Source organism: Niallia sp. NCCP-28 (assembly GCF_023168165.1).
Taxonomy (GTDB): domain Bacteria; phylum Bacillota; class Bacilli; order Bacillales; family Cytobacillaceae; genus Niallia.
In genome coordinates, this window is record NZ_BQYJ01000002.1 from 667151 (window position 1) to 688224 (window position 21074).

The window sequence follows — 21074 nt, forward strand, 5'->3', positions numbered from 1 at the left end:
TCTTTTATAAATCCTATCAAAAGATGGAGTTTTTATAGAAAGCAGGGAATGGTATGACATTAAAAACCAGAATGATTATGTTAACAAGCGCAGTTATTGCACTTCTTATTGGTCTGACGAGCACCATGCAATGGGGGCAGACGGCTAGACTGAAGGAGCAGACAGAAAGTGTAAGGAACAAGCTTGATAGTAATTCAGAAAAAAATGTGAAAAGTACTTTAACAGAACAGGCATCAGAAATTTCTAATCATCTTATTATATTAGAACAGCAAATTGATAAGAATATGCTCAATGCGGCATATGCCTTACAGCAAATGGATTCTAAACAAAATTTATCAAATAATGATTTGAAGAAAATTGCAGAACAGACAGGAATGACCGATTTATTGCTGACAGACAGTAAAGGTATATTTACTCGTGCAACAGATTCTGCTTCTTTAGGGTTTAATCTAACTAAATTTGATCAAACAACTAAAGGTCTGTTAACAGGTGAAACTGAAATCATTCAGGGACCTCTTCGTTTAAAACAGGAAACAGGGGATATCTATAAATTTTTATCTATTCCTAAACTTAATGGCAAAGGAATAGTAGAGGTGGGCTTAAATGCCACTATTTTTGAAGATTCTCTTTCCCATTTTATTCAAGAGGGCAATGGAATAGAGACATTATATCTAATAGACAGCAGTCATTTAGTTCTTACAGAAAATTTGCAAAGCGGACAAAATTCCAGATGGAATAAGGGTGAAACGGTTGAAGATTCAAAGGTGGATCAGGTAGTAAAATCATCGAAGCAGAGCATGCAAATGACAGAAAATAGTGCAGAGATTTATTATCCAATTGTTTTTGATGGGGAAGTTCGTTATGTATTAATGGCGCAAATCAATACAAAACCATATTTTGAAAATGCGGCTTTAGCTAATAATGCATTGGACAATATACAAAAGGATTTAATGAATTCTAACCTAACTACATTTATAATATCTATTGCACTTGCAGTTGTTGGGATTGTTTTATTAATCATCTTTATCCGCAGCAGATTTAAACCATTAGAAGCAATTAATCAGGAAGCACAAAAAATTGCCAATGGAGATTTGCTTGTAGAAGATATTAAAGTCAATTCTCATAAAAAAGATGAAATCAGTGCCATTGCTGTATCCTTTAACACGATGGCGGCGAATTTAAGGGATGTTATTAATCAAGTGTCCATTGATTCTCAGCAGGTTGCTTCATCTGCTGAAGAATTGGCAGCAAGTGCTGATTCTATGAATAATGCATCTGAACATATTTCTAATACTATACAAGAAATGGCAGTGGGAACAGATAAACAAGTAAAGGAAGTAGAGGAAACAAATCGTACTGTTCAAGGAATGCAGCAATATGTAAAACAAATTTTTTCCAACTCCAATATTGTTGCTGAAAAAGCTAATGAAACTTCCATTAAGGCAAAAATGGGCAATGAGGCAATGCAAACAGTTGTTAATCAGATGAATACAATCAATGAAACTTTTTTAGAAACATCCAAATTAATTGAGGAGCTAGGAAAGCATTCAAATGAAATTGGAGCCATTTCAAAAGTGATTAATGATATAGCAGATCAAACTAATTTGCTTGCATTAAATGCCGCAATTGAAGCAGCAAGAGCAGGTGAACAAGGAAAAGGGTTTGCTGTTGTAGCAGATGAAGTGCGCAAATTAGCGGAACAATCTTCTCAGTCTGCGAATCAAATTACAAATTTGATTCGAAAAATCCAATCAGAGACAGGCAATGCTGTTAGCTCGATGCAAAATGCTACAGATGATGTGGAAAGCGGCATTAAGCTAGTGAATCAGACAGGTGTTACATTTGAAGATATTAAAGGATCTATTGATGAAGTAAGTGGGCAAATCACAGAAGTTTCCATATCTGTTGAGCAATTAACGCAAGGAATGGAACAAATGGCAGTAGTGATGAATCTTGTCAAGGAAGTATCGGAACAAACAGATTTTGGCACTCAAAATGTATCGGCGGCAACAGAAGAGCAGCTGGCATCTATGCAGGAAATCTTTGCATCAGCAGCTTCTCTAACAAAAATGGCAGAAGATTTAATGATGTTGATTGGCAAGTTTAAAGTATAAGCACAAAGAAATAAGCAAGGAATGATTAATGAGCATTCCTTGCTTATTTCTAGTATTTTAATAAAATAGTGACTGAAAAAATATCGTGTTTAAAGTTATAGCTGCACACCTGAGGAGTACGCACTGTTTTGAATCATGTTTATAGCTGAATTATTTGGTTTCCAATTAAATGGTGGCAAAGATGCGCCTGTCATTTGAATGCTGTTTGGGAATGCTGCTGTTGAGTTGCTTTCAGAACTAGTAGCGGTTTGCGTGTTTTGCTGTGATTCTTCTAGCAGCTTCATTAAATTTTCAAATAGTGCTTGCACTTCAGCATCTGTTGCAGTAGTTTCATCATATTCGGAAAGCTGGTCTATTAAATTAGTGCTTAAAGAATCACTGATGCTTTCAGTAGAATCACTATCCGAATTCAGTGTGCTGATAAGATTAGAAATGAATTCTTTCATCTGGTCGACAGAAAGTGCTCTGTTTGTTTCTGCTGCAGTATTCTCTGATTGTTCTGCATTGCTGTTTATTGGCGGCGGTGGAGACGTCGTCATTCCGTTTGCCTGCATTTCCGCTTTAGATGGTTTAGATTTTTCTAGTGTTTCTGTTACAGATGTAAATAAATTGGAAATTTCCTCTTCAGAACTGCTGCTTGCATTGAAATTGCCAAGAAGATTATTTACAGTGCTTAACGCTGTCTGCAAGCCTTCAGGAAGATTAGAACTATCACTTGTATCTGTTGACTGAATTCGTTTTAGCATTGTTTCTAAATAAGCTGTTTTCTGCTTAGTCGTTAATGATGTGTTGTCTGTTGAGATGCTGTCATAATTGCCGATACTGTTTCCTTGATTGTTTGTGGCAAGCTGCAAGTAGTCTCCAAAGGCTGGTTGACTGCTGCTGGCTGTTTGTTGGTTATTGCTAGTGGATGTGTTTGTCATGTTTGCTGTATTCCAGCTGCCATAAAGATTGGTATAATTGCTGTTGATAGATACTGACATAAAAAAACTCCTTTCATTATGAGAGAGACTGCATCGCATAAAAGGGCAAAACAATCCCTGTGCAATCATAATGAAAGCAGCTTAAGAAATGCTTAATTTCTCTTTATTTCCGCAAAAAGGTATTCCGAAAACCGTGCTCATCAAAAGAAAGCCATCCTAAATTATTTTTTGTATCAATAATAGAACCATTTTGCAAAACTTGGTGGGAGATGGTTTCTTTCCATAAGCAGGCAGCAGGCGTTTCTTTTGTATGAACCATATAATCCTCCCCACAATAGCGAGAGAACAAATGTTTTTTTGTGCGATAATTTCTAATCTGCAGAAAGCCTTTTAAAGCAATTTCTGCCAAACCATTAAAAGACTGATTTTTTATTGGACTGCTTGTAAATTGGTGAATAGTTCTTTTTTTTTCTTTTAGTAAAAATACCTCTGTTTGAATGGAAAAGGCCATATGTGCATCTCCTGATAGGATAATACATTCACTTGGATTCCACTTTGCAATTTGTTGATGAAAAAAGGAAACTCCTCTTCCATTAAATTTCCACCATTCTAAATCAAGCTTTTCTTGCAGAGAGGGAACTATATTTGTGATAGGCATAATGTAGTTTTTTAAAAAGGATTCAATTAAATGAACTCCGTATAGAGGGGTTGCTGAAACAATTAGTAAAGGAGTATTGGACTGCCAGCCACTAGCAGACAATAGCTCTGATATATTATCCCATTCTTTTCTGCGAATCAAATTTGGCCCATTCGTTTGCTGTTTCAGCAAATTCCCGACAACAAAAGTTCTGTCTGCTGGGTAAGCTCTTTGAGTTCTTGTGTCTAATACAAGGCTTTGGGGAGCTGTTGGTGCGATGTAATTCCAAGAATTAAAGTTTAATAATAGGTGGATCCATTCCTTATAATCTGGTGTATTTACTTTTAGCCGTTTTACATAATTCCATATTTTATTTAGAAAAGAGGGAGGAAAAGCGGAAGGGTCGTTTCCCCATCCTTGAAATGCCCAATAGGCGGTTAAAGCATTTGCAATAACATGGTTTCCGAGGGGCGAACTACCTACTTTTTGCTGCCATTCTTCTGTAATGTTCCAATCATCTGTTATATCATGATCATCAAATATCATATAGGTAGGAATATTTGCTAATAAACGGCGCACTTTCGGTATAGACTGATAAAATGCTGCTACTTCTTTCCATTGCTGGCTGTATGTTCTTTTTAACCTGCTAATTTTTTTTTCATACTCTTTTTGTTGATATGTTTCTGTTTCTATATAAATCTCCTCATTGGATAAATGGTCTTCGAATGTTTTTAGATGCTGTTCATTTATTGCCAATTCCAATATTTCAGGACTCCAGCTCATCGTATACATGGCTGCATATTCACCAAGTGTTAGGAGATGGTTATCACCTTTTCTGGAAGTAAACTGACAATATTTTTTTATTATATCTTTTCTTCCGTTTATTTGGTTTATGGCGATTTGAAATGGCGCATTTTTAAGTTCTTCACATAGTGATGTCAGCTGCTCTTTGCGGCCAATCAATTGATTTCCCAGTTTAGTAAAAAAGGGAGCAATAGGCGCTGGAACATCATCTGCATAAATTTGGTCACCTGTCATAAAAAGAGCGCCGGGCCTTTTTTTAAAATTAAGGTGATATTCCTGCAGTTTGTCATCTCCTAAACCTAAGGCGTCCCTTCCGATTCCATGCAGTTTGCGGCATGAACCATACAGTAAGTTTTGTTTATTAGAGTCTGGAATAAAAAAGGAAGGATATTGTAGGTTTCCATAACAGATTGAGGTTGGACTGTTAGAGGATAGTAATTGAAAATCTCCTAAATCACAGACAGTATTGCCTTTTTTAAATTCAATATTGTACCCTAATAAAGTTTGCGAAGGAAAGGTTTCTGTGTGTGGAAGGATTTTGATTAAATAAATATATAAATTTTTTCCCAAACGAAATGTTTGGGTTTCTGATTGGTCGCTGATTAGTTCATAAGTATGTTCTTTTGTCGTGTGCTTTGCCTGAATAGAATAAACCTTTGCCCCTAATTGGCGTTTTTTGCTTAGAGCAATCCAAATATAGATTGCCTTTTTTTCCACTCTCCGCAGAATAGGCCCAGATAAAATTGTTGGCAGATTCATGATTACCACCATCCATTTTTAATATCTTTTAGCCTATTCACCAAAAGTGGATAATATGATTTTTGGACTGCTGTTTTTTTAAAATAGATAAAGAGATTTTGAATTATTTTCTTTAGGCAAAGAAATTTCTGTTTCACTTTGCATTTTTTGCTTAAATTCCTTGGGAGAGCAGTTATTTAAGCGTTTAAACAGTTTATAAAATTGAGCTATATTGCTTATGCCGATTTCATAGCTGATTTCCGTAATGCTCAAATCACTTGTCAACAGCAGCAATTCTGCTTTTTTAATCCTTTTAAAGTTAATATAATCGACAAAAGAAAGTCCCATTATCTTTTTGAAATATTTAATAAAATAATGATAGCTTAAATTTAGCAGATTGGCTGCTTCTTCTACAGAAATTTTATGCTGCAAGTGATGATCAATATAGTCAAGCACTGGCTTAAGGCGGGTCAAATCATTTTCCTCTGTATAATTCAATAAATTTTTCGTATCATGGCGCACCAATAAAAGCATCAATTTTTTTATGTGATAATTGATGGCAATTTCATATCCTTTTTGCTGCTCTTGAGCTTCTTTAAAACTGTCGATAATTAAACAATGGGCTTCTTGTTTGATTAAAGGATTCATTTCAAATATATAATTTAGCTGCTCAAGCGGATGTGTCAGTTCTGAAAAGCAATATAAATAAGGCAAGATGCTTTGGTCAAAATGTTTGGTCAAATCTACTTGGAAAACGATATATTTTAAAACGCCGAATGCAGGTTTGCAGGAGCGATGGGGTTGGGACGTCCCCATAATATAGACATCGCCAGGTCCTAAAATTGTTGTATTATATTTATTTTGTATCGCCAAATTGCCTTCTATAATGGCAAGAAATTCTACTTCTTTATGATAGTGCCACGGATGCTGCTCTAAAGTGGAGTAGGCTTTCTCTTTTTCATTGATTTCCCAAATTTTTAAAAATAATAAAGGATTTTGGTAAATAACCTCTTCAATCACGGGTTTGTCAACTGAATTTTTGCTTCTCTCTTTGATCATAAGTGATTCCCCCTTTTCATTAAAGTGTACCATTTTTTTATGTATACCTCGAGCTGCTTTTTATAAGGAATATTTTTAAAAAGAAAAAATAATGACACAATTGAATAAAAAGAAGGCAGAATAAAGCATATTATTATGCGCTTACATTATTTATAATGAGGCTATAGAAAACAAAGAGGAGTGGATCATTAATGATCACTATTTGGAATGAAAACCGACATGAAAAAAAGAATCCAGTTGTTGCTGATATTTACCCTGAAGGCATACACGGCGCTATTGCTGGCTTTTTAAATAAAGCAGGATATAAAACGCAAACAGCAACATTGGATGAAACAGAGCATGGCTTAACAGATGAAGTGTTAAACAATACAAAGGTGCTAGTATGGTGGGGACATCTTGCCCACAATGAGGTTGATGACAAAATTGTAGAAAAAGTAAAACAGCGTGTATTAGATGGCATGGGATTGATAGTCCTCCATTCTGCACATTTTTCAAAAATTTTCAAAACATTAATGGGCACAAGCTGTGATCTTAAATGGAGAGAAGCAGATGAGAAAGAACGCCTATGGGTTGTTGCTCCAAACCATCCTATTGTAGAAGGGATTGGAGAGTACATTGAATTGGAAAAGGAAGAAATGTACGGGGAACATTTTGATATTCCTGCACCAGATGAATTAATTTTCACAAGCTGGTTTGAAGGTGGAGAAGTCTTCCGCAGCGGCTGCACATATGCAAGAGGGAATGGGAAGATCTTCTATTTCCGTCCAGGGCATGAAACTTACCCGACTTATCATAATGAATCCATTCAAAAAGTAATTGCAAATGCAGTGAAATGGGCAATGCCAGTTGAACGAAAACGACCTGTTTATGGAAATGCAAAGCCTTTAGAAAAAATAGAAGCAAAAACAGTGAATAATTAAGTTTTATTAAAAAAAGAGAAAATTTGTTTTGTAAATAAGGAGGAAAATGAGTATGGAAAAATTAAAAATTGCAGTTATTGGTTGTGGAAGCATTGCACAGCATCGTCATTTGCCGGAATATCATTTTCATAAAAATGTAGAGATTGTGGCAGTTTGCGATATTAATGAAGAACGCGCTAATAAAATAGCAGAAAAATATGAAGCGAAAGCTTATACAGATTATAAAGAATTATTGCAAAATGGAGAGATAGATGCAGTAAGCGTTTGTACTCCCAATTACCTTCATGCCCCGATCTCAATTGCAGCATTAGAAGCAGGGGTTCATGTTTTATGTGAAAAACCAATGGCGACATCACATGAAGAAGCAGAAGCAATGATTGCAGCGGCAGAAAAAAGCGGCAAAAAGCTGATGATTGCCCATAATCAACGTTTTGTAAAGTCGCATCAAAAAGCACGTCAATTAATTGAAAATGGAGATATCGGCAAAATCTACAGTTTCCGTTCTGCATTTGGCCATGGCGGACCTGAAGGCTGGAGCGTAGAAGGAAAAGAAGGCTGGTTCTTTAAGAAGGAGCAAGCATTTATTGGCGCAATGGGCGATCTTGGTGTACATAAAACGGATTTGCTTCGCTACATTTTAGGAGAAGAATTTGTGGAAGTAGGAGCATTTGTTGAAACAAGTGCAAAAGATTTTGCTGATGTAGATGATAATGCAGTTTGTGTATTAAAAACAGAAAGCGGCATTATTGGGACGCTTGCAGCTTCTTGGGCATATGTAGGAAAAGAAGATAACTCAACCATTATTTATGGAGAAAAAGCAGTATTGCGTTTAGAAGATCATCCTACGTATTCTCTTGTTGTACAGTATGCAACAGGGGAAGTGGTCAATTATGAATTAGGAAAAATCCAGTCAAATGATAATGGAGGCCAAAATAATTCTTATGTAGTCGAAAACTTTGTAGATTGTGTATTAAATGATAAAGAGCCTTTAATTACAGGAGAAGAAGGCAAGCGGTCTCTTGGCGTTATCTTAGCAGCGCTTAAATCAACAGAAACAAAAACAATTGCTAAAATCTAAAGAAGTTTTTATATAAAGAGCTTATTCGCTACAAAAGAATAGGCTCTTCTAAAAATGCGACAGCAAAAGAAAGGAAGCGTTATTAATGAAATTAGGTGTATTTACAGTCCTATTTGCAGATAAATCTTTTGAAGAAATGCTTGATGCAGTAAAAGCTGCAGGCATTCAAGCAGTGGAAATCGGTACAGGAGGTTATCCAGGAAACAGCCATTGTGATCTGGATGCTCTGCTTGAAAGCGAAGAGCTTCGCAAAGAATATCTGCAAAAAATCGAAGATCGAGATTTGATGATTAGTGCATTCAGCTGCCATGGCAATCCAATCTCTCCAGAGGAAACTTTTGCAAAAGAGTCCCATGAAACGCTAGTGAAAACGATTAAGCTGGCATCCTTAATGAATGTGCCTGTTGTGAATTGTTTTTCAGGAACTGCTGGCGATCATGAAGGAGCCAAATTCCCTAACTGGCCTGTTACGCCATGGCCAAATGAATATAGTGATATAAAAAAATGGCAATGGGAGCAAAAGCTGATTCCTTATTGGAAAGAAGTCGGCCATTTTGCAAAAGAAAATAATGTGAAAATCGGTTTAGAGCTTCACGGCGGATTTTTAGTGCATACACCATATACATTATTAAAGCTTCGTGAAGAAACATGTGATGCAATTGGCGCAAATCTAGATCCAAGTCATTTATGGTGGCAAGGGATTGATCCTGTTGGAGCCATTAAAATTTTGGCAAAGGAAAAGGCAATCCATCATTTCCATGCAAAAGATACATTTATAGATCAAGAAAATGCCAATATGTATGGGCTGACAGATATGCAGCCATATGGTGAGGTGCAAACTAGAGCATGGACATTCCGCTCTGTCGGCTGCGGCCATGATTTAAAAGAATGGTCTGACATGATGAGTGCACTGCGCACATATGGTTATGATTATGTAGTAAGCATTGAACATGAAGATCCGATTATGTCTATTCGAGAAGGATTAACAAGAGCTGTCACTAATTTAAAATCTGTTTTGATTGAAGAATCTCCATCCCAAATGTGGTGGGTATAAAGAAAAAAGCATAAATGAATAAATAATGAATAGGGTTGGAGGAATCACCAATGACTAAATATAAAGTAGCGATAATTGGCTGCGGAAATATTTTTCCAATGCATGCTCAATCGATTGTTTCAAGAGAAGATTGCGAGCTCGTAGCAGTTTGTGATGTAAAAAAAGAACGAGCAGAACAAAAGGCGGCTATTTATCAATGTGCTTATTATACAGATTATCTAGAAATGTTTGAAAGCGAGCAATTGGATGTTATTCAGATTTGTTTGCCTCATCATTTGCATGCACCTGTTGCCATTGCAGCAGCAAAAAGAAAGATTCATATTTTAACAGAAAAACCAATGTCTATTCATTATGCGGATGCAGTTGAAATGGTAGAAACGGCGAAGGAAAACAATGTAACACTTGGCGTTATTTTTCAAAACCGCTATAATCCAGGCTCTCGACTAATTAAAAAAATGTTGGAGAGCGGCGACCTTGGTGCCATTAAATCAGGAAAGCTTTCTGTAACATGGGACCGCTCTGATGAGTATTATCAAAAGAGCGATTGGAAAGGAACCTGGGAAAAAGAAGGCGGCGGTGTCATTATTGACCAAGCCATTCATACAATGGATTTAATGCGCTGGTTTGTAGACAGCGATATTAAGTATGTAGATGCGACAATCAGCAATCGCGCTCATGAAATCATTGAAGTAGAAGATGCAGCAGAGGGAGTTATTGCTTATCAAAATGGAGTAGTAACAGCATTTCATGCCATCAATTATTATACGTATGATGCTCCTGTTGAAATCGAACTACATTGTGAAAATGGGATAGCGAAAATGGTAGCTGATCGTGCTAGTGTGAGATTGACTGATGGCAGAGAGTTTATTGCAGATAATAATCCACAAGAAACTTTTCATTATGAAAATGGTGTGAAGGGGTATTGGGGTGTCAGCCATGTGAAGCAAATCAATAATTTTTATGATACTTTGCAAACTGGAGCTCCAGATGTGACCGGAGAAGAAGCGTTAAAAACACAACAAATGATTTGTGCTGTGTATGAATCCGGAAAGAAAAAGGAAAGAGTTGTCTTTCAAAATAAAGAAGCAAAAGAAGTTTATTAAAAAAGCGAGTATGAATGAACCCCTTTGTAGCAGACCAAAAGATTTGGCAATATATAAAGGGGTTTTTTCATTTGTATAGTTTTTCATAGTGCTGATGATTTATTTCAGTTTTCACAATTTAGACAATGAAAACCGTATAATGCTAATAGTTTTTTTCTTTGATGATTGGTACTATTGACATATATTTATTTATCTAAAACACTTGGGGTGAAGGATGTATGTTTAATAGAACTAAATTATATAAAGAAGATATAAATCTTTTAAAAAAGCAAATAGCAGAATTAAATGAAAATCTAAAAGGGAGAGAAGATAAATTACAGCATTTTTTAAATGAATTGCATATAGAATTATTGACGGTAATCGAACAGCACAATGATATAAACAGTCAGCATGATTTATTAGCACAAATGGTTGGGGTTTTATTAGGTCAATTCAATGAAGTAGAACAAACTACGAAAAATGCAAATAATGTTTCAAAGGATATCTTAATAAAAGGGAAAACATTAATTTCATCTTCTCATAATATGGTGGTAATTTCAAAAGATGGAAAACAGGCAGTTGATAAAATATTAAATTTAATAAATGACTTAGGCGTACAATCTCAAAGTACTTCTTCTGGCATGACTCAACTTAGTGAAAGATCAAAGGAAATAGAGAATATCGTTGGAGTGATTAAGCAAATTTCGGAACAGACCAACTTGCTTGCCTTAAATGCTTCAATTGAAGCAGCAAGAGCTGGCGAGCACGGAAAAGGATTTGCCGTTGTTGCAGAAGAAGTAAGAAAACTTGCTGAAACTACAAATCAAAGCACCAGCAGCATATCTACTCTTATCACACAAATACAAACAGAAATTACAGCAGCTTTTAATAACAATCAACATAATATTGACCTAATAAAAGAGGGGATACAGTTAAGCTCTTTAACAGCTGAACAAATAAATTATCTTTTAACAAATATACAGGATGTAGAAAAAGAGGTAATATTTTTATTAAAGGGAATAGAAGAACAAAGGAACTTAAATGATGAAGTTATTCAAAAATTCAGCAATAGCACCAGTCTGTTTGATAAAATTAATAAAGTAATTATAGAACATATTGAAGATGCGGATGTAGTTGGAGACAAGCTGCTAAAAGGTGTAGAAAAAGTGAGGAACTTCTCTCTGGAAACTGAAAAAACATCGCTAGTGTAAGAGTCATCTGTTATTTTTTTGCTGATGCTTATTAAGAAAAAATAATCGTCTATAACCTCTAAGCAGTGAAGAAGGGCTGTGCAAGGAATTGTCTATATATGTAAAGTCAGGCAAATGAGTTTTGACAGCTTAGTGCAACTGCTTAGAATTATACTTTTTATTTTTCACCGAATGATATGGGGCCATATTTTATGCAATGCAGGCTGGAATTTGTACAACTATTGTGATTGGAGACATTGTTACACGGCGATTGAATGAAAGCGTTTATAAAAGATAATATATCTCCAGTTCATTATTAATATGGAGAGGGAAACATGAAGTTAATATGAATTCTATAGGAAATATGCTGTTTTAACTAAATAGGAGATAATTTGAATGGAGAGATGGATGCTGCAAGTAGATTCAGCCAAATGGAAGACGATGCAGCAACTCTTAATGATTTTGATTTTACAGAAGAAGAATTAGCGCTGATTGATGATATTTTAAAAAAATAAAAAATACAATAAAGGTGCGAACATAGCTGGGAAAGTTATGTTCGCATCATTCTGTTAACGAACGATTGTTTTTCGTGAATAGAAGGAAAAAGGAGACTCAAAAAATGTCTAAAATAATCGGCATGAAAGGGAAGTTGCTTTTAGTTTGGAAAATCCCCTCTTTTCCAGTGCTGTTTTTGTGCAATTTTATATTTGGTCTTTCCACCTCTTTTTTTGCACCATTTTCTTCTTTGTTTGGCATTGATGAAGTTGGAATGAGCAATATTGGCTTTGGAATTTTTATGACTATTATGGCATTGGGTGGTGTGGTAATCAGCACCATTATTGCAAAAAAATCAGATAGCAATATTAGCCGGAAAAAAATCCTTATTTATGCGAGTTTAATGGGAATGATTGGCTACTGTCTTTTTGCGTATATAAGAGATTATTATCTATTGGCGGTGATTGCTTTTTTATTATTGGGAAGTGCTGCAGCAACTGTGCCTCAGCTTTGGGCATATGCTAGAGAAGCCTTGCAGAATGCTAATGTGCCAAAAGAAGAAACGCCGTTTATTATGAATGTATTTCGGATGTTTTTTGCCCTTTCTTGGACGGTCGGACCGGCACTTGCTGCATGGTTTGTTGTGATCATTGGATTTAAGGGATTATTTTTATTTGTAGCAGCAGGTTATGCAATAGGGCTGTTTGTCATTTTATTTTTCTTAAAGGATGTTCCAAAGGCTGTTTATGAGAATAAACAAAATCGCGTTGGAATTACAGAATATGTGAAAAAGCCTCATATATTTGGCAATTTAGCAGCAGCATTATTGCTTGCAGCAGCAACTTCTATTCATACGTTAAATGCTCCTCAATTTGTAACAAAAGTACTCGGAGGAACAGAGTTTGATGTTGGGTTGATTTTTAGTGTCCCCCCCATTTTTGAAGTGCCTATGATGATAGCGGTCGGCGCTCTTGCCATAAAATTGGATAATGGTTTATTGATTCGCATTGGATTTGCCATTGCTCTTGTTTATTTTTCGTTATTCTTTTTTGTAACAGAGCCGTGGCAGATTTATCCTTTGCAAATATTAAGTGCTGCACAAGTATCCATTACTTCGGGCATTGCGATTTCTTATTTCCAAGATTTTATCCCGCATGCTCAAGGGACGGCTACAACTCTTTATATGAATTCCACACAAATTGGCAATACAGTGGGCTTTTTATTATTCGGTTTTTTGGCTGAGGCAATGAATTATGGCAATGTGATTATTATTTATATTTTATTTGCTGCTGTTGCACTTTTTTGTTTGATGCTATTTGGAAAACAAAAAGGGGAGAGGTTGGAAGCAAGAGAGGTGCGAGAGGAAAAAATCTAGAAAATGTTAGCTTGAAAAAGAATGATTCAGCGAAATAAATTACTTTGCTGAATCATTCTTTTTTTCCTTTTAATGATGTTCTACTAATAATTTCGCCAATGCATTTCCAATAATTTCACCTGCTGTTTTCGGTGCTACTTTAGCAGGAAGCCCTAAAGACCATAATGTTTTTATGCCTAATTTTTTTGCATAAGCGAAATCGGTGCCTCCTGGCTTGGATGCAAGATCGATAATTAGTGCATCTTTGTTTACATGGTCGAGAATGCTAGCAGTTAAAATGGAAAAAGGAATGGTATTAATAAAAATAGTCTGATTTTCGGCTGCTTCTGGAAGGGAATTCATCCATACGGGCGTCATTCCCATTTCCATCACTCTTGCATAAGCTTCTTTTTTTCGGACGCACACACTTACATGGGCTCCGACCGAATGAAATAGCCTGGCAACTGTTTTGCCGACTCTTCCAAAACCTAATACCATTACATTAGATTGATGAATTGTAAAAGGTGTATTTTCAATCGCAAGCATTAGCGCTCCTTCTGCGGTTGGAATAGAGTTTAAGATAGCAACATCGTCTCGAGCGAAGATAGCAATCATTTTTCTGTTTGCTGCATGTTGAATCTCCTGCAAGTACGGCGTGATAACACCAGAATAAATGACACATTCTTTTTTTGTTTTAGCAATCATTTCTTTAGTTAAAATAAGGGTCTCTGAGGAAAAAGTGCTTTCAATTTTCCCCTCATCATGTACACCAGGTATAGGCAGAAGAATGCTGTCGATTAACGAAAAATCAATTTCGTTTAAGTTAACATGCTGGATGTTTTTATGATTGAATGCCAATTCTTCTAAACCAGCTAAATAAAGGATGATATCAAGAGCTGATAATTGCTTAATTACATCAGCTTGGCGTTTATCACCGCCCATAATTAAAAGATTCTTTTTCACATAATCCCCCCTTGATTTTGTGCTCTGTCTGTATTTTAGCAGAGGACTTCTCCTGCTTTCCTCTTTTTTTTATCCTTATGTTATAATACAGAAATAAATTCGTGTGGAATTAAGGTCAGATTAATGGAAAGGGAGAGAATGGTGAAAGAAAGCTCGCTTCAATCAATTGAATATGAAATTGCCATGCTTGTGCGATTAATAACAGCAAATCATCCTAAACTAGGAAGTCTCGATCGTTCGGAATATTTGATATTAAGTGAATTGCATAAAAATGGCCCAGTTGGCATTAATGAAATCGCACATCATTTAATGCTTAATATTTCAACAGCAAGCAGACAAATCAGCAACTTGGAAACAAAGGCATATATCACAAGATTTCCGGATACAAATAATGGGAGAATCAGTCTTGTGCAAATTACCGAAGAAGGAAAAGCTATTTTGCAGAAAGTTCAAAAGGCCCGTTATAAGGGATATGAAGAAATGCTTCAAGATTGGGAGAAACAAGATTTAGAGAAGCTGGAAATTTATTTGCAACGGCTGAATCAAGATTTTAAACGTTGGGGCAGTTAAAAGGGAGGTTATCTGTTAACAGAAAAACAGATAACTTTTTTATTTGTATACTAGAAAAATTCTAGTTGTTTTTTTAAAACTTTATATTGTATAATACAACTTGTTATATGCAATATATATAGTGCTAATGTTATAAAAAATAGATGGAAGGCAGGGAAACAAGTTTATTAATTTTCTCATAAAAAGGGTTTTTTGCTTTTGGCTGTTTTCTAAAACATTATTGTTTTCGGATAGTGTCCATGTAAATCCATGGTTAAAAAAGGCTGATTTTCGTTCCAGGAGAGCATCCTGGAATGAAAATCAATCTAATCTTTTAAAAGCAACAAAGTTTACGAAAACAGCTTTCCTTTTTTATCAATAGGCGCTCAGAAAGGAGGAAGATATATGGGGAAGCAGGTTAATACATCTGCCTCAGAAATAGAAAAGGTTGCAGTCCCGCAGTATTTAATCATTTCGATATTGACGATATTTGCAATTGGCTCGCAATACTTTTCTAATCTTTCATACATCTTAAATCAGACAATTATTCAAAACGGGCTGCAATTAAGTTCAAATGTTTTATTAGTGCCATCCACATTATCTAATTTGGCCTTTGCACTTGGGGTTCCGTTAGGTCCTGTATTAACAAGGAAATTTGGCTTAAGAAAAAATTATCTGCTTTTTACGTTTCTATTTTTATGCGGTTCCATTATTGCTGCATTATCACCAGAATTAGTCATGCTTACAATAGGAAGGATTATTCAAGGGATTAGTGCCGGTTTTTTATTTCTAACAATTTTGCCAGTCAGCCTAATATCTTTTCCCAATAAAATTAGAAATATGTTTTTATTTATGATTATTACTGGGTTATTTGGAGCAAGTGCGCTTGGCGCTTTATTCGGTTCGATTTCTTTGCAGGCAGATGCGTGGCGTTGGCTGTTTCTATTAAATATCCTCGCTTCTATATTGTGTTTAGTTATTGGGTTTATCGGACTGCCAAAAAGTGATAAGAAGGAGCAGAAGGCGATCGATAAGACAGGCGTCTTTTTATGGTGCCTGATTATATTTGTTTTAGCTATTCCGTTATGCAATTTATCGCAAAAAGGATTCAGCTCTTTTTATGTATGGCCGTTTATGCTGGTTGTTTTTATTTTGTTTATGCTGTTTATTGCTGTTGATATGAAAGCAGAAATGCCATTAGTGCCTTTTTATACATTAAAAGCGCCAAAAACTATTGCCGGTACAGTAATGGCAGTTGCCTCTCATATTGCACTTATTGTTGCAATTGCAGGAATAAATGGATTTTTGCGGAATAATCTGGATCTTCCATTTGTTTATTTATCTCATTTTTATTTTTGGTTTTTTGTTGGAATTGTTGTAACGGCGATTTTGAAAACAATTTTTTATGATAAAGTCGGAGCGGGTTTTTTAGGTGTGATAGGGTCTCTAGCCATTATTTATGTCAGTTTGAAATGGCGCATGATTGACACAGAAGTATCTTTAAATGCTTTATATTTTCAAATAGCGTGCCTTGGCGGGGGCATTAGCATGGTGCTTGTTTCTGGTGCTCTTGGGACAGCATTGGCAGGGGATATTCATCAAGCATCCATGCGTTCTGTTGCACTGCATTCTATTCGAAATATGGTCGGAGCCATTATTTCTCCATTTATTGGCTGGTTTCTAATTACTAGAAATGCCATGAATTACGAGTCAATTCGAATGGCAGTTTCTTCAGCGAACCCTGAATTTAAGGAAGCGGCAGCAAAGTTGACCAAACATTTTGTGGAAGAGGGATTAACTGTTGCCAGGGCCAAAAGCATGGCTTCTTATGAAATAGTTGCCAATTCAAAAAGAGCAGCTGTTCTTGGGGCGTATCATGAGCTTTTTACGATATTAATTGTTTTAAGTATTATTATGCTGATCGCATCTGTTGGAAAAATGGCAACTGGAAAAGGTAGAGCACTTGTACAAAAACCAAAAAGGATGCTTTTGCCTGCTCCAAAAGAAAAATTATAATCAATTCATTCAACTAATGATAGATAAGGAGAAAAACATGAGTAAAGGGAAATTAATTTTTATCAACATTATAGGGCTTGTAGTCATTTTAGGGTTAATTGCTGCTGGGGGATATCTTTATTATGAAAATAGAAACTATGTAAAAACAGATGATGCCGCTGTATCAGCAGATATATTCCAAATGGTAGCACCAACTTCTGGTGTGCTGACAAGCTGGGAAGGAAAAGAAGGACAAACAGTTTCTAATAAACAAACAATTGGAAAAGTCGCCGGGGCAGAAAAAGAAGTTGCTGTGAAAACAGTAGAAGCAGGCACAATCATTAAAAATGAAGCAAAAGCAAACCAACTCGTTCAAGCAGGCCAAGTGCTCGCACAGGAAGCAAATATGGATGACTTATATATTGTTGCAAATATTAAAGAAAAAAATGTAAGTGATATTGAAGTTGGCGACAGTGTGGATATTTCTATCGATGGAGATTCAGATGTTGTATTTGATGGAAAGATTGAAGAAATTGGCTATGCGACCAACTCAGTATTCTCAGCGTTGCCATCGCAAAATGCTTCTGGAAACTATACAAAAACAACTCAAAAAATTCCAGTGAAAATTTCTATTCAAAATCCAACCAAAAAAGTGCTTTTAGGCATGAATGCAGAAGTGAAAATTTCCATCAACTAATGGCGCTGCAGAAGTAAAGCTGCTTTAAGGGTTTCAACTATTTCATTTGATAGTTTGATGAAAAATGAAAATTTGCTGTTCAATAAAGAGCAGCCAGCATTTGCAAATAGGAAAAGGGGCATGTGATAGCTAGAAAATCGCCTTATTAGAAAGCAGAATTCCTTTATAAAGCGAATCTTCACTGAAGAGAGAGAGTTTTATCCCAGCTGATTGTAATCTGATGCAAGATAGAATAATAGTCACATAGACGTTGCCATAAGACGTGGGTTGCAGGTTATAAGTCTGTGTCTTTTTATTACGCATTAACGGGCTTTTGACCCCCATGTAAGAGGGTGTAAAAGAAGACAGGAAATCTAGGTGGCTAGAAGCTTTCTCATAAAAGCCTGATTGGTTCCACTAACAATTAGCGGGGGATGCGGAAAACCCTCACTGATTGAAGTTTCACTTTATATCAGAATTTGGCAGGCAAGTTTCTCTCGATCCAGATAAATGTATTGTCTTCTCTTATAATCTGGGGGGAGTTTCACTTACGGGGTGAGAAATGAATAGAATCGGATGATAGAGATTATGAGAAAAGAGGTTGTTTTATATGAGGAAGATTTACGTGGTGTATGACAGCGAAGGGGACCATACGAAGTGTTTAGCCGAAGCTGTTGCAGAAGGTGCAAAAAGAGTTTCCAATACAGAAGTTTATATAGATCATGTCAATGATGCAGATATTTTAAAATTGCCAGAAATGGATGCCGTCATTTGGGGCTGCCCTGGTCATTTTGGGACAATAAGTGGGGGGCTAAAAACGTGGATTGATAAGCTGGGCTATTTATGGGCAGAAGGCAAGCTGATAGATAAGGTGGGAGCTGTTTTTTGTACAACAGCAACTGCGCATGGAGGATTAGAATCGACCATGCTTAATTTAATGACACCAATGCTTCATCAAGGCATGATTATCGTTGGTTTGCCTGGCAATGTACCTGAAAATGCGTTATATGGATCTTATTATGGCGTTGGCATTACATGTCCTGTGGAGGAAACAGAACTGATTACGAAAGAAGGGTTGGTGTTGGGCAGGGCTTTGGGAGAAAGAGTAGCAAAAGCAGCAAAAGCATACAAACAAGAGACAATGGAGAGGGTCTGAAAATGATGATAATCATCTGCTGCGCTGTTTTTGTTCTCTTGATAGTTGTTCTATTAACAAGCATAAATGTGCAGTCTGCTTCACAAAATAAAGAACCTCAAGAAACGATTTTGAGGATAGAAAGCAAAGACACAGTACATCAGCCAGCAAATAAAACTTTTTTTAATTTAGATCTTCAACAACAAGATAAGGAAAAAAAGAGTCAAATACAAGCAATGGGAGACGAAGCTTTCCGGAAGGCATTGCAATCATTTCAAGGTAAACAAGAGAAGCAAACTGAGAAAATGAAAGATGGAGAATATCGAGGATTTCTTCGGAAAATGGCAAAAAAACAGCAGTGATAACCGATCTGAATATTTGTTAAAGTTTCTAATGGGCTATTAGAAGCTTTTTTTCTTTCTCCAAAAAGCGGAACGTTTCCTTAACAAATAAATCGAGTGAAAATGTGCAGATAAAATAATTTCTGTTTTATAACAGGAAGGAGTTTATTCAAAATATAATTTTCTGTTATAATGAGAGTAGGAATAAATTCTTGATTAAACTTGTTGAAAGTAAGCGTTTCTTTTATAGGAGGGAATGTTGTTATGTCCCATGTAGAGGTAAAACAGGCTGCCGACCATTTAAAACATACAATGTTGATGTTATTGCGCCAAAAAGGAATTCAGCAAATTCAAGTTAAAGAGATTACAGCAAAAGCACATGTTAGCCGCAAAATTATGCTGCAATTTTATCCAGACAAGTATGCTATTTTTAATGAAATAGTTGCAGATAAAAAAGAAGAATTGTCTAAAAATTTGCTGGAGACGAATAAAATTTGCGACAAAATAAAAAAAGAAGATGTTATTTTTTGTACCATGCTTGATTTTGTGCAAAAAAATAAATTCTTTTTTCAAACGTTTATTGATCGAAGGAAAGAGCCGTATATTGATTTTTATGATTTTTTTATCGAGTGCCAGCAGTCTGTTTCGAATGAATTATTATTGGCACATAGCAGAGCAGTGACTTTTTATATGATTAGTCTTTACGCAGTAAAAGAGAATGCAGTTTTTTCATTTAATGAAATTTGTGAAATGTTTCACAAATTTAATGATGAATCTCTGGACAAAATCAATAGAATATGCCTGAAGATTACAGGGAAATATCGAGAAAAAAGCAAAGTGGAAGAAATATTGCAGCATGCATTTAAGGAACTTTTGCTAGAAAAGGAAAAGTATGAATCTATTACTATTTCAGATATTATGAGAAAAAGCAATCTGCGGCGTGCAACCTTTTATGAATGCTACAGCAGCAAAGAGGACTTATTGTCTGCCCTTCTTCAGGAGGAATGCTGCAAATTGATTAAACTATATTATATGGAATTTCATTCAGGCTATGATGGAGAAATTCAATCAGCAGCTAGTTCTAATCAGGCTTATGCCTATTTTCCGCTATTTCATATTTGTAAAAATGGATGTTCATTGCCTAATTTACTCACTGACATGATCAATCAAATTATCTCTCTTTATATGGGGCAGAAAAGAAAGTTCGATAGAGAGAATATTTTAAATGCGTATTTTTTTTCCAATAAGATATTAGCATTCTTTTTAGAAAGGCTATATAGGTAAAGACTAAGACAACTGTTTCTTTTGATGTTGGTTACCAAACAAGAAAATAAGCAGACAAAATGGTTTGCGGAAAAAAGGAGATTTACAATATATTAATAAATTTTCTGCATATTTTTCTAGAAGGAAAGGTTAACTGCATGTAAAATATAGTTAGGTAACTATTATCATTTATTGGAGGATTAAGGTGGAATCCAGAAAAACTGAAAAAAAACAGCATATAAAACAACATGTCAGGTTGTCGTTTGTTTTGCAGCTTATTTTAAATATTTCATTGGTGTTGCTTGCTGTTACATTAAGCATATTAATGATTGAAGAGATTATTTATTTTGTTCAGTATGCGATTTCTTTAGATAGCAGCCAAACAAACTATGAATTATTGGAAAGAATTCTAATCTTTTTCTTATACTTTGAATTTATCGCATTAATTGTTAAGTATTTTCAGGAGGATTATCATTTCCCTCTTCGCTATTTTCTGTATATAGGCATTACAGCGATGGTGCGATTAATTATTGTCTATCATGATAATGCCATGCAAACACTATTATATACTTGTTCTATTTTAGTGCTTGTCATTAGCTACTATATCATTTCGTCGGCAGCATCTAAAAAAGATAAATTCTAAGCTAAACTAAAAAGAAGGCTGTTTTCGAAAAGATTGTTGTTTTTCGGATAGTTTCCATGAG

General features: G+C 35.5%; 19 protein-coding genes. 15 read left to right on the top strand and 4 right to left on the bottom strand.

Annotated elements, in window-relative coordinates:
* Positions 1–53 precede the first annotated feature (53 nt).
* Complete coding sequence (locus NCCP28_RS07805) at positions 54–2114, top strand: methyl-accepting chemotaxis protein (protein ID WP_248560831.1); 2061 nt, start codon at positions 54–56, stop codon at positions 2112–2114.
* 95 nt (positions 2115–2209) lie between these two features.
* Here the strand turns inward: NCCP28_RS07805 and NCCP28_RS07810 are convergent, their stop codons facing one another.
* The 3 genes from NCCP28_RS07810 to NCCP28_RS07820 form a co-directional block, all read right to left on the bottom strand.
* Positions 2210–3097, bottom strand: coding sequence for a hypothetical protein (locus NCCP28_RS07810; protein WP_248560832.1), 888 nt, complete (start codon positions 3095–3097; stop codon positions 2210–2212).
* 103 nt (positions 3098–3200) lie between these two features.
* Positions 3201–5237, bottom strand: a complete 2037-nt coding sequence (locus tag NCCP28_RS07815; RefSeq protein WP_248560833.1) for a metallophosphoesterase family protein — start codon at positions 5235–5237, stop codon at positions 3201–3203.
* Positions 5238–5315: 78 nt separating this feature from the next.
* Positions 5316–6272, bottom strand: coding sequence for a helix-turn-helix domain-containing protein (locus NCCP28_RS07820; RefSeq protein ID WP_375709385.1), 957 nt, complete (start codon positions 6270–6272; stop codon positions 5316–5318).
* A gap of 194 nt (positions 6273–6466) precedes the next feature.
* On the opposite strand from NCCP28_RS07820, the gene NCCP28_RS07825 reads away from it, so the two are divergent.
* The 7 genes from NCCP28_RS07825 (at position 6467) to NCCP28_RS07850 (ending at position 13469) form a co-directional block, all read left to right on the top strand.
* Positions 6467–7195, top strand: coding sequence for a ThuA domain-containing protein (locus tag NCCP28_RS07825; protein WP_248560835.1), 729 nt, complete (start codon positions 6467–6469; stop codon positions 7193–7195).
* Between the two features lie 52 nt (positions 7196–7247).
* Complete coding sequence (locus tag NCCP28_RS07830; RefSeq protein ID WP_248560836.1) at positions 7248–8273, top strand: Gfo/Idh/MocA family protein; 1026 nt, start codon at positions 7248–7250, stop codon at positions 8271–8273.
* Positions 8274–8358: 85 nt separating this feature from the next.
* Complete coding sequence (locus NCCP28_RS07835) at positions 8359–9327, top strand: sugar phosphate isomerase/epimerase family protein (RefSeq protein WP_248560837.1); 969 nt, start codon at positions 8359–8361, stop codon at positions 9325–9327.
* A gap of 50 nt (positions 9328–9377) precedes the next feature.
* Positions 9378–10430: a Gfo/Idh/MocA family protein gene (locus tag NCCP28_RS07840; RefSeq protein ID WP_248560838.1), complete on the top strand. Its 1053-nt coding sequence runs from the start codon at positions 9378–9380 to the stop codon at positions 10428–10430.
* 218 nt (positions 10431–10648) lie between these two features.
* Positions 10649–11620 carry a methyl-accepting chemotaxis protein gene (locus NCCP28_RS07845; RefSeq protein WP_248560839.1) on the top strand — a complete coding sequence of 324 codons (972 nt, stop codon included), beginning with the start codon at positions 10649–10651 and terminating at the stop codon, positions 11618–11620.
* Between the two features lie 371 nt (positions 11621–11991).
* Entirely contained in the window at positions 11992–12114 is a 123-nt protein-coding gene (locus NCCP28_RS23585; RefSeq protein ID WP_282579532.1) for a hypothetical protein, read from the top strand.
* Between the two features lie 104 nt (positions 12115–12218).
* Positions 12219–13469, top strand: a complete 1251-nt coding sequence (locus tag NCCP28_RS07850) for a sugar efflux transporter (protein WP_248560840.1) — start codon at positions 12219–12221, stop codon at positions 13467–13469.
* Between the two features lie 69 nt (positions 13470–13538).
* Here the strand turns inward: NCCP28_RS07850 and dpsA are convergent, their stop codons facing one another.
* Positions 13539–14411, bottom strand: a complete 873-nt coding sequence (dpsA, locus tag NCCP28_RS07855; RefSeq protein WP_248560841.1) for a dipicolinate synthase subunit DpsA — start codon at positions 14409–14411, stop codon at positions 13539–13541.
* 138 nt (positions 14412–14549) lie between these two features.
* On the opposite strand from dpsA, the gene NCCP28_RS07860 reads away from it, so the two are divergent.
* The 7 genes from NCCP28_RS07860 to psiE all read left to right on the top strand — a co-directional run bounded on the left by NCCP28_RS07860 (position 14550) and on the right by psiE (position 21013).
* Positions 14550–14981, top strand: a complete 432-nt coding sequence (locus NCCP28_RS07860; RefSeq protein WP_248560842.1) for a MarR family winged helix-turn-helix transcriptional regulator — start codon at positions 14550–14552, stop codon at positions 14979–14981.
* A gap of 384 nt (positions 14982–15365) precedes the next feature.
* Positions 15366–16976: an MFS transporter gene (locus tag NCCP28_RS07865; RefSeq protein WP_248560843.1), complete on the top strand. Its 1611-nt coding sequence runs from the start codon at positions 15366–15368 to the stop codon at positions 16974–16976.
* 37 nt (positions 16977–17013) lie between these two features.
* Complete coding sequence (locus NCCP28_RS07870) at positions 17014–17652, top strand: HlyD family secretion protein (protein ID WP_248560844.1); 639 nt, start codon at positions 17014–17016, stop codon at positions 17650–17652.
* 589 nt (positions 17653–18241) lie between these two features.
* Positions 18242–18787, top strand: coding sequence for an NAD(P)H-dependent oxidoreductase (locus tag NCCP28_RS07875; RefSeq protein WP_248560845.1), 546 nt, complete (start codon positions 18242–18244; stop codon positions 18785–18787).
* A 2-nt stretch (positions 18788–18789) separates the two neighbouring features.
* The gene (locus NCCP28_RS07880; protein ID WP_248560846.1) at positions 18790–19128 is read left to right on the top strand and encodes a hypothetical protein; all 339 of its coding nucleotides are present in this window, start codon (positions 18790–18792) and stop codon (positions 19126–19128) included.
* A 243-nt stretch (positions 19129–19371) separates the two neighbouring features.
* Positions 19372–20391: a TetR/AcrR family transcriptional regulator gene (locus NCCP28_RS07885; RefSeq protein ID WP_248560847.1), complete on the top strand. Its 1020-nt coding sequence runs from the start codon at positions 19372–19374 to the stop codon at positions 20389–20391.
* A gap of 184 nt (positions 20392–20575) precedes the next feature.
* Positions 20576–21013 (top strand): phosphate-starvation-inducible protein PsiE, encoded by a 438-nt coding sequence (psiE, locus tag NCCP28_RS07890; protein WP_248560848.1) that lies wholly within the window; start codon positions 20576–20578, stop codon positions 21011–21013.
* The last annotated feature ends 61 nt before the right edge of the window (positions 21014–21074 follow it).

Bases quoted from the DNA above. Each gene is read 5' to 3' on its own strand.
- NCCP28_RS07805 (WP_248560831.1), top strand. From the start codon at position 54: ATGACATTAAAAACCAGAATGATTATGTTAACAAGCGCAGTTATTGCA.
- NCCP28_RS07810 (WP_248560832.1), bottom strand. From the start codon at position 3,097: ATGTCAGTATCTATCAACAGCAATTATACCAATCTTTATGGCAGCTGG.
- NCCP28_RS07815 (WP_248560833.1), bottom strand. From the start codon at position 5,237: ATGAATCTGCCAACAATTTTATCTGGGCCTATTCTGCGGAGAGTGGAA.
- NCCP28_RS07825 (WP_248560835.1), top strand. From the start codon at position 6,467: ATGATCACTATTTGGAATGAAAACCGACATGAAAAAAAGAATCCAGTT.
- NCCP28_RS07830 (WP_248560836.1), top strand. From the start codon at position 7,248: ATGGAAAAATTAAAAATTGCAGTTATTGGTTGTGGAAGCATTGCACAG.
- NCCP28_RS07835 (WP_248560837.1), top strand. From the start codon at position 8,359: ATGAAATTAGGTGTATTTACAGTCCTATTTGCAGATAAATCTTTTGAA.
- NCCP28_RS07840 (WP_248560838.1), top strand. From the start codon at position 9,378: ATGACTAAATATAAAGTAGCGATAATTGGCTGCGGAAATATTTTTCCA.
- NCCP28_RS07845 (WP_248560839.1), top strand. From the start codon at position 10,649: ATGTTTAATAGAACTAAATTATATAAAGAAGATATAAATCTTTTAAAA.
- NCCP28_RS07850 (WP_248560840.1), top strand. From the start codon at position 12,219: ATGTCTAAAATAATCGGCATGAAAGGGAAGTTGCTTTTAGTTTGGAAA.
- NCCP28_RS07860 (WP_248560842.1), top strand. From the start codon at position 14,550: ATGGTGAAAGAAAGCTCGCTTCAATCAATTGAATATGAAATTGCCATG.
- NCCP28_RS07865 (WP_248560843.1), top strand. From the start codon at position 15,366: ATGGGGAAGCAGGTTAATACATCTGCCTCAGAAATAGAAAAGGTTGCA.
- NCCP28_RS07870 (WP_248560844.1), top strand. From the start codon at position 17,014: ATGAGTAAAGGGAAATTAATTTTTATCAACATTATAGGGCTTGTAGTC.
- NCCP28_RS07875 (WP_248560845.1), top strand. From the start codon at position 18,242: ATGAGGAAGATTTACGTGGTGTATGACAGCGAAGGGGACCATACGAAG.
- NCCP28_RS07880 (WP_248560846.1), top strand. From the start codon at position 18,790: ATGATGATAATCATCTGCTGCGCTGTTTTTGTTCTCTTGATAGTTGTT.
- NCCP28_RS07885 (WP_248560847.1), top strand. From the start codon at position 19,372: ATGTCCCATGTAGAGGTAAAACAGGCTGCCGACCATTTAAAACATACA.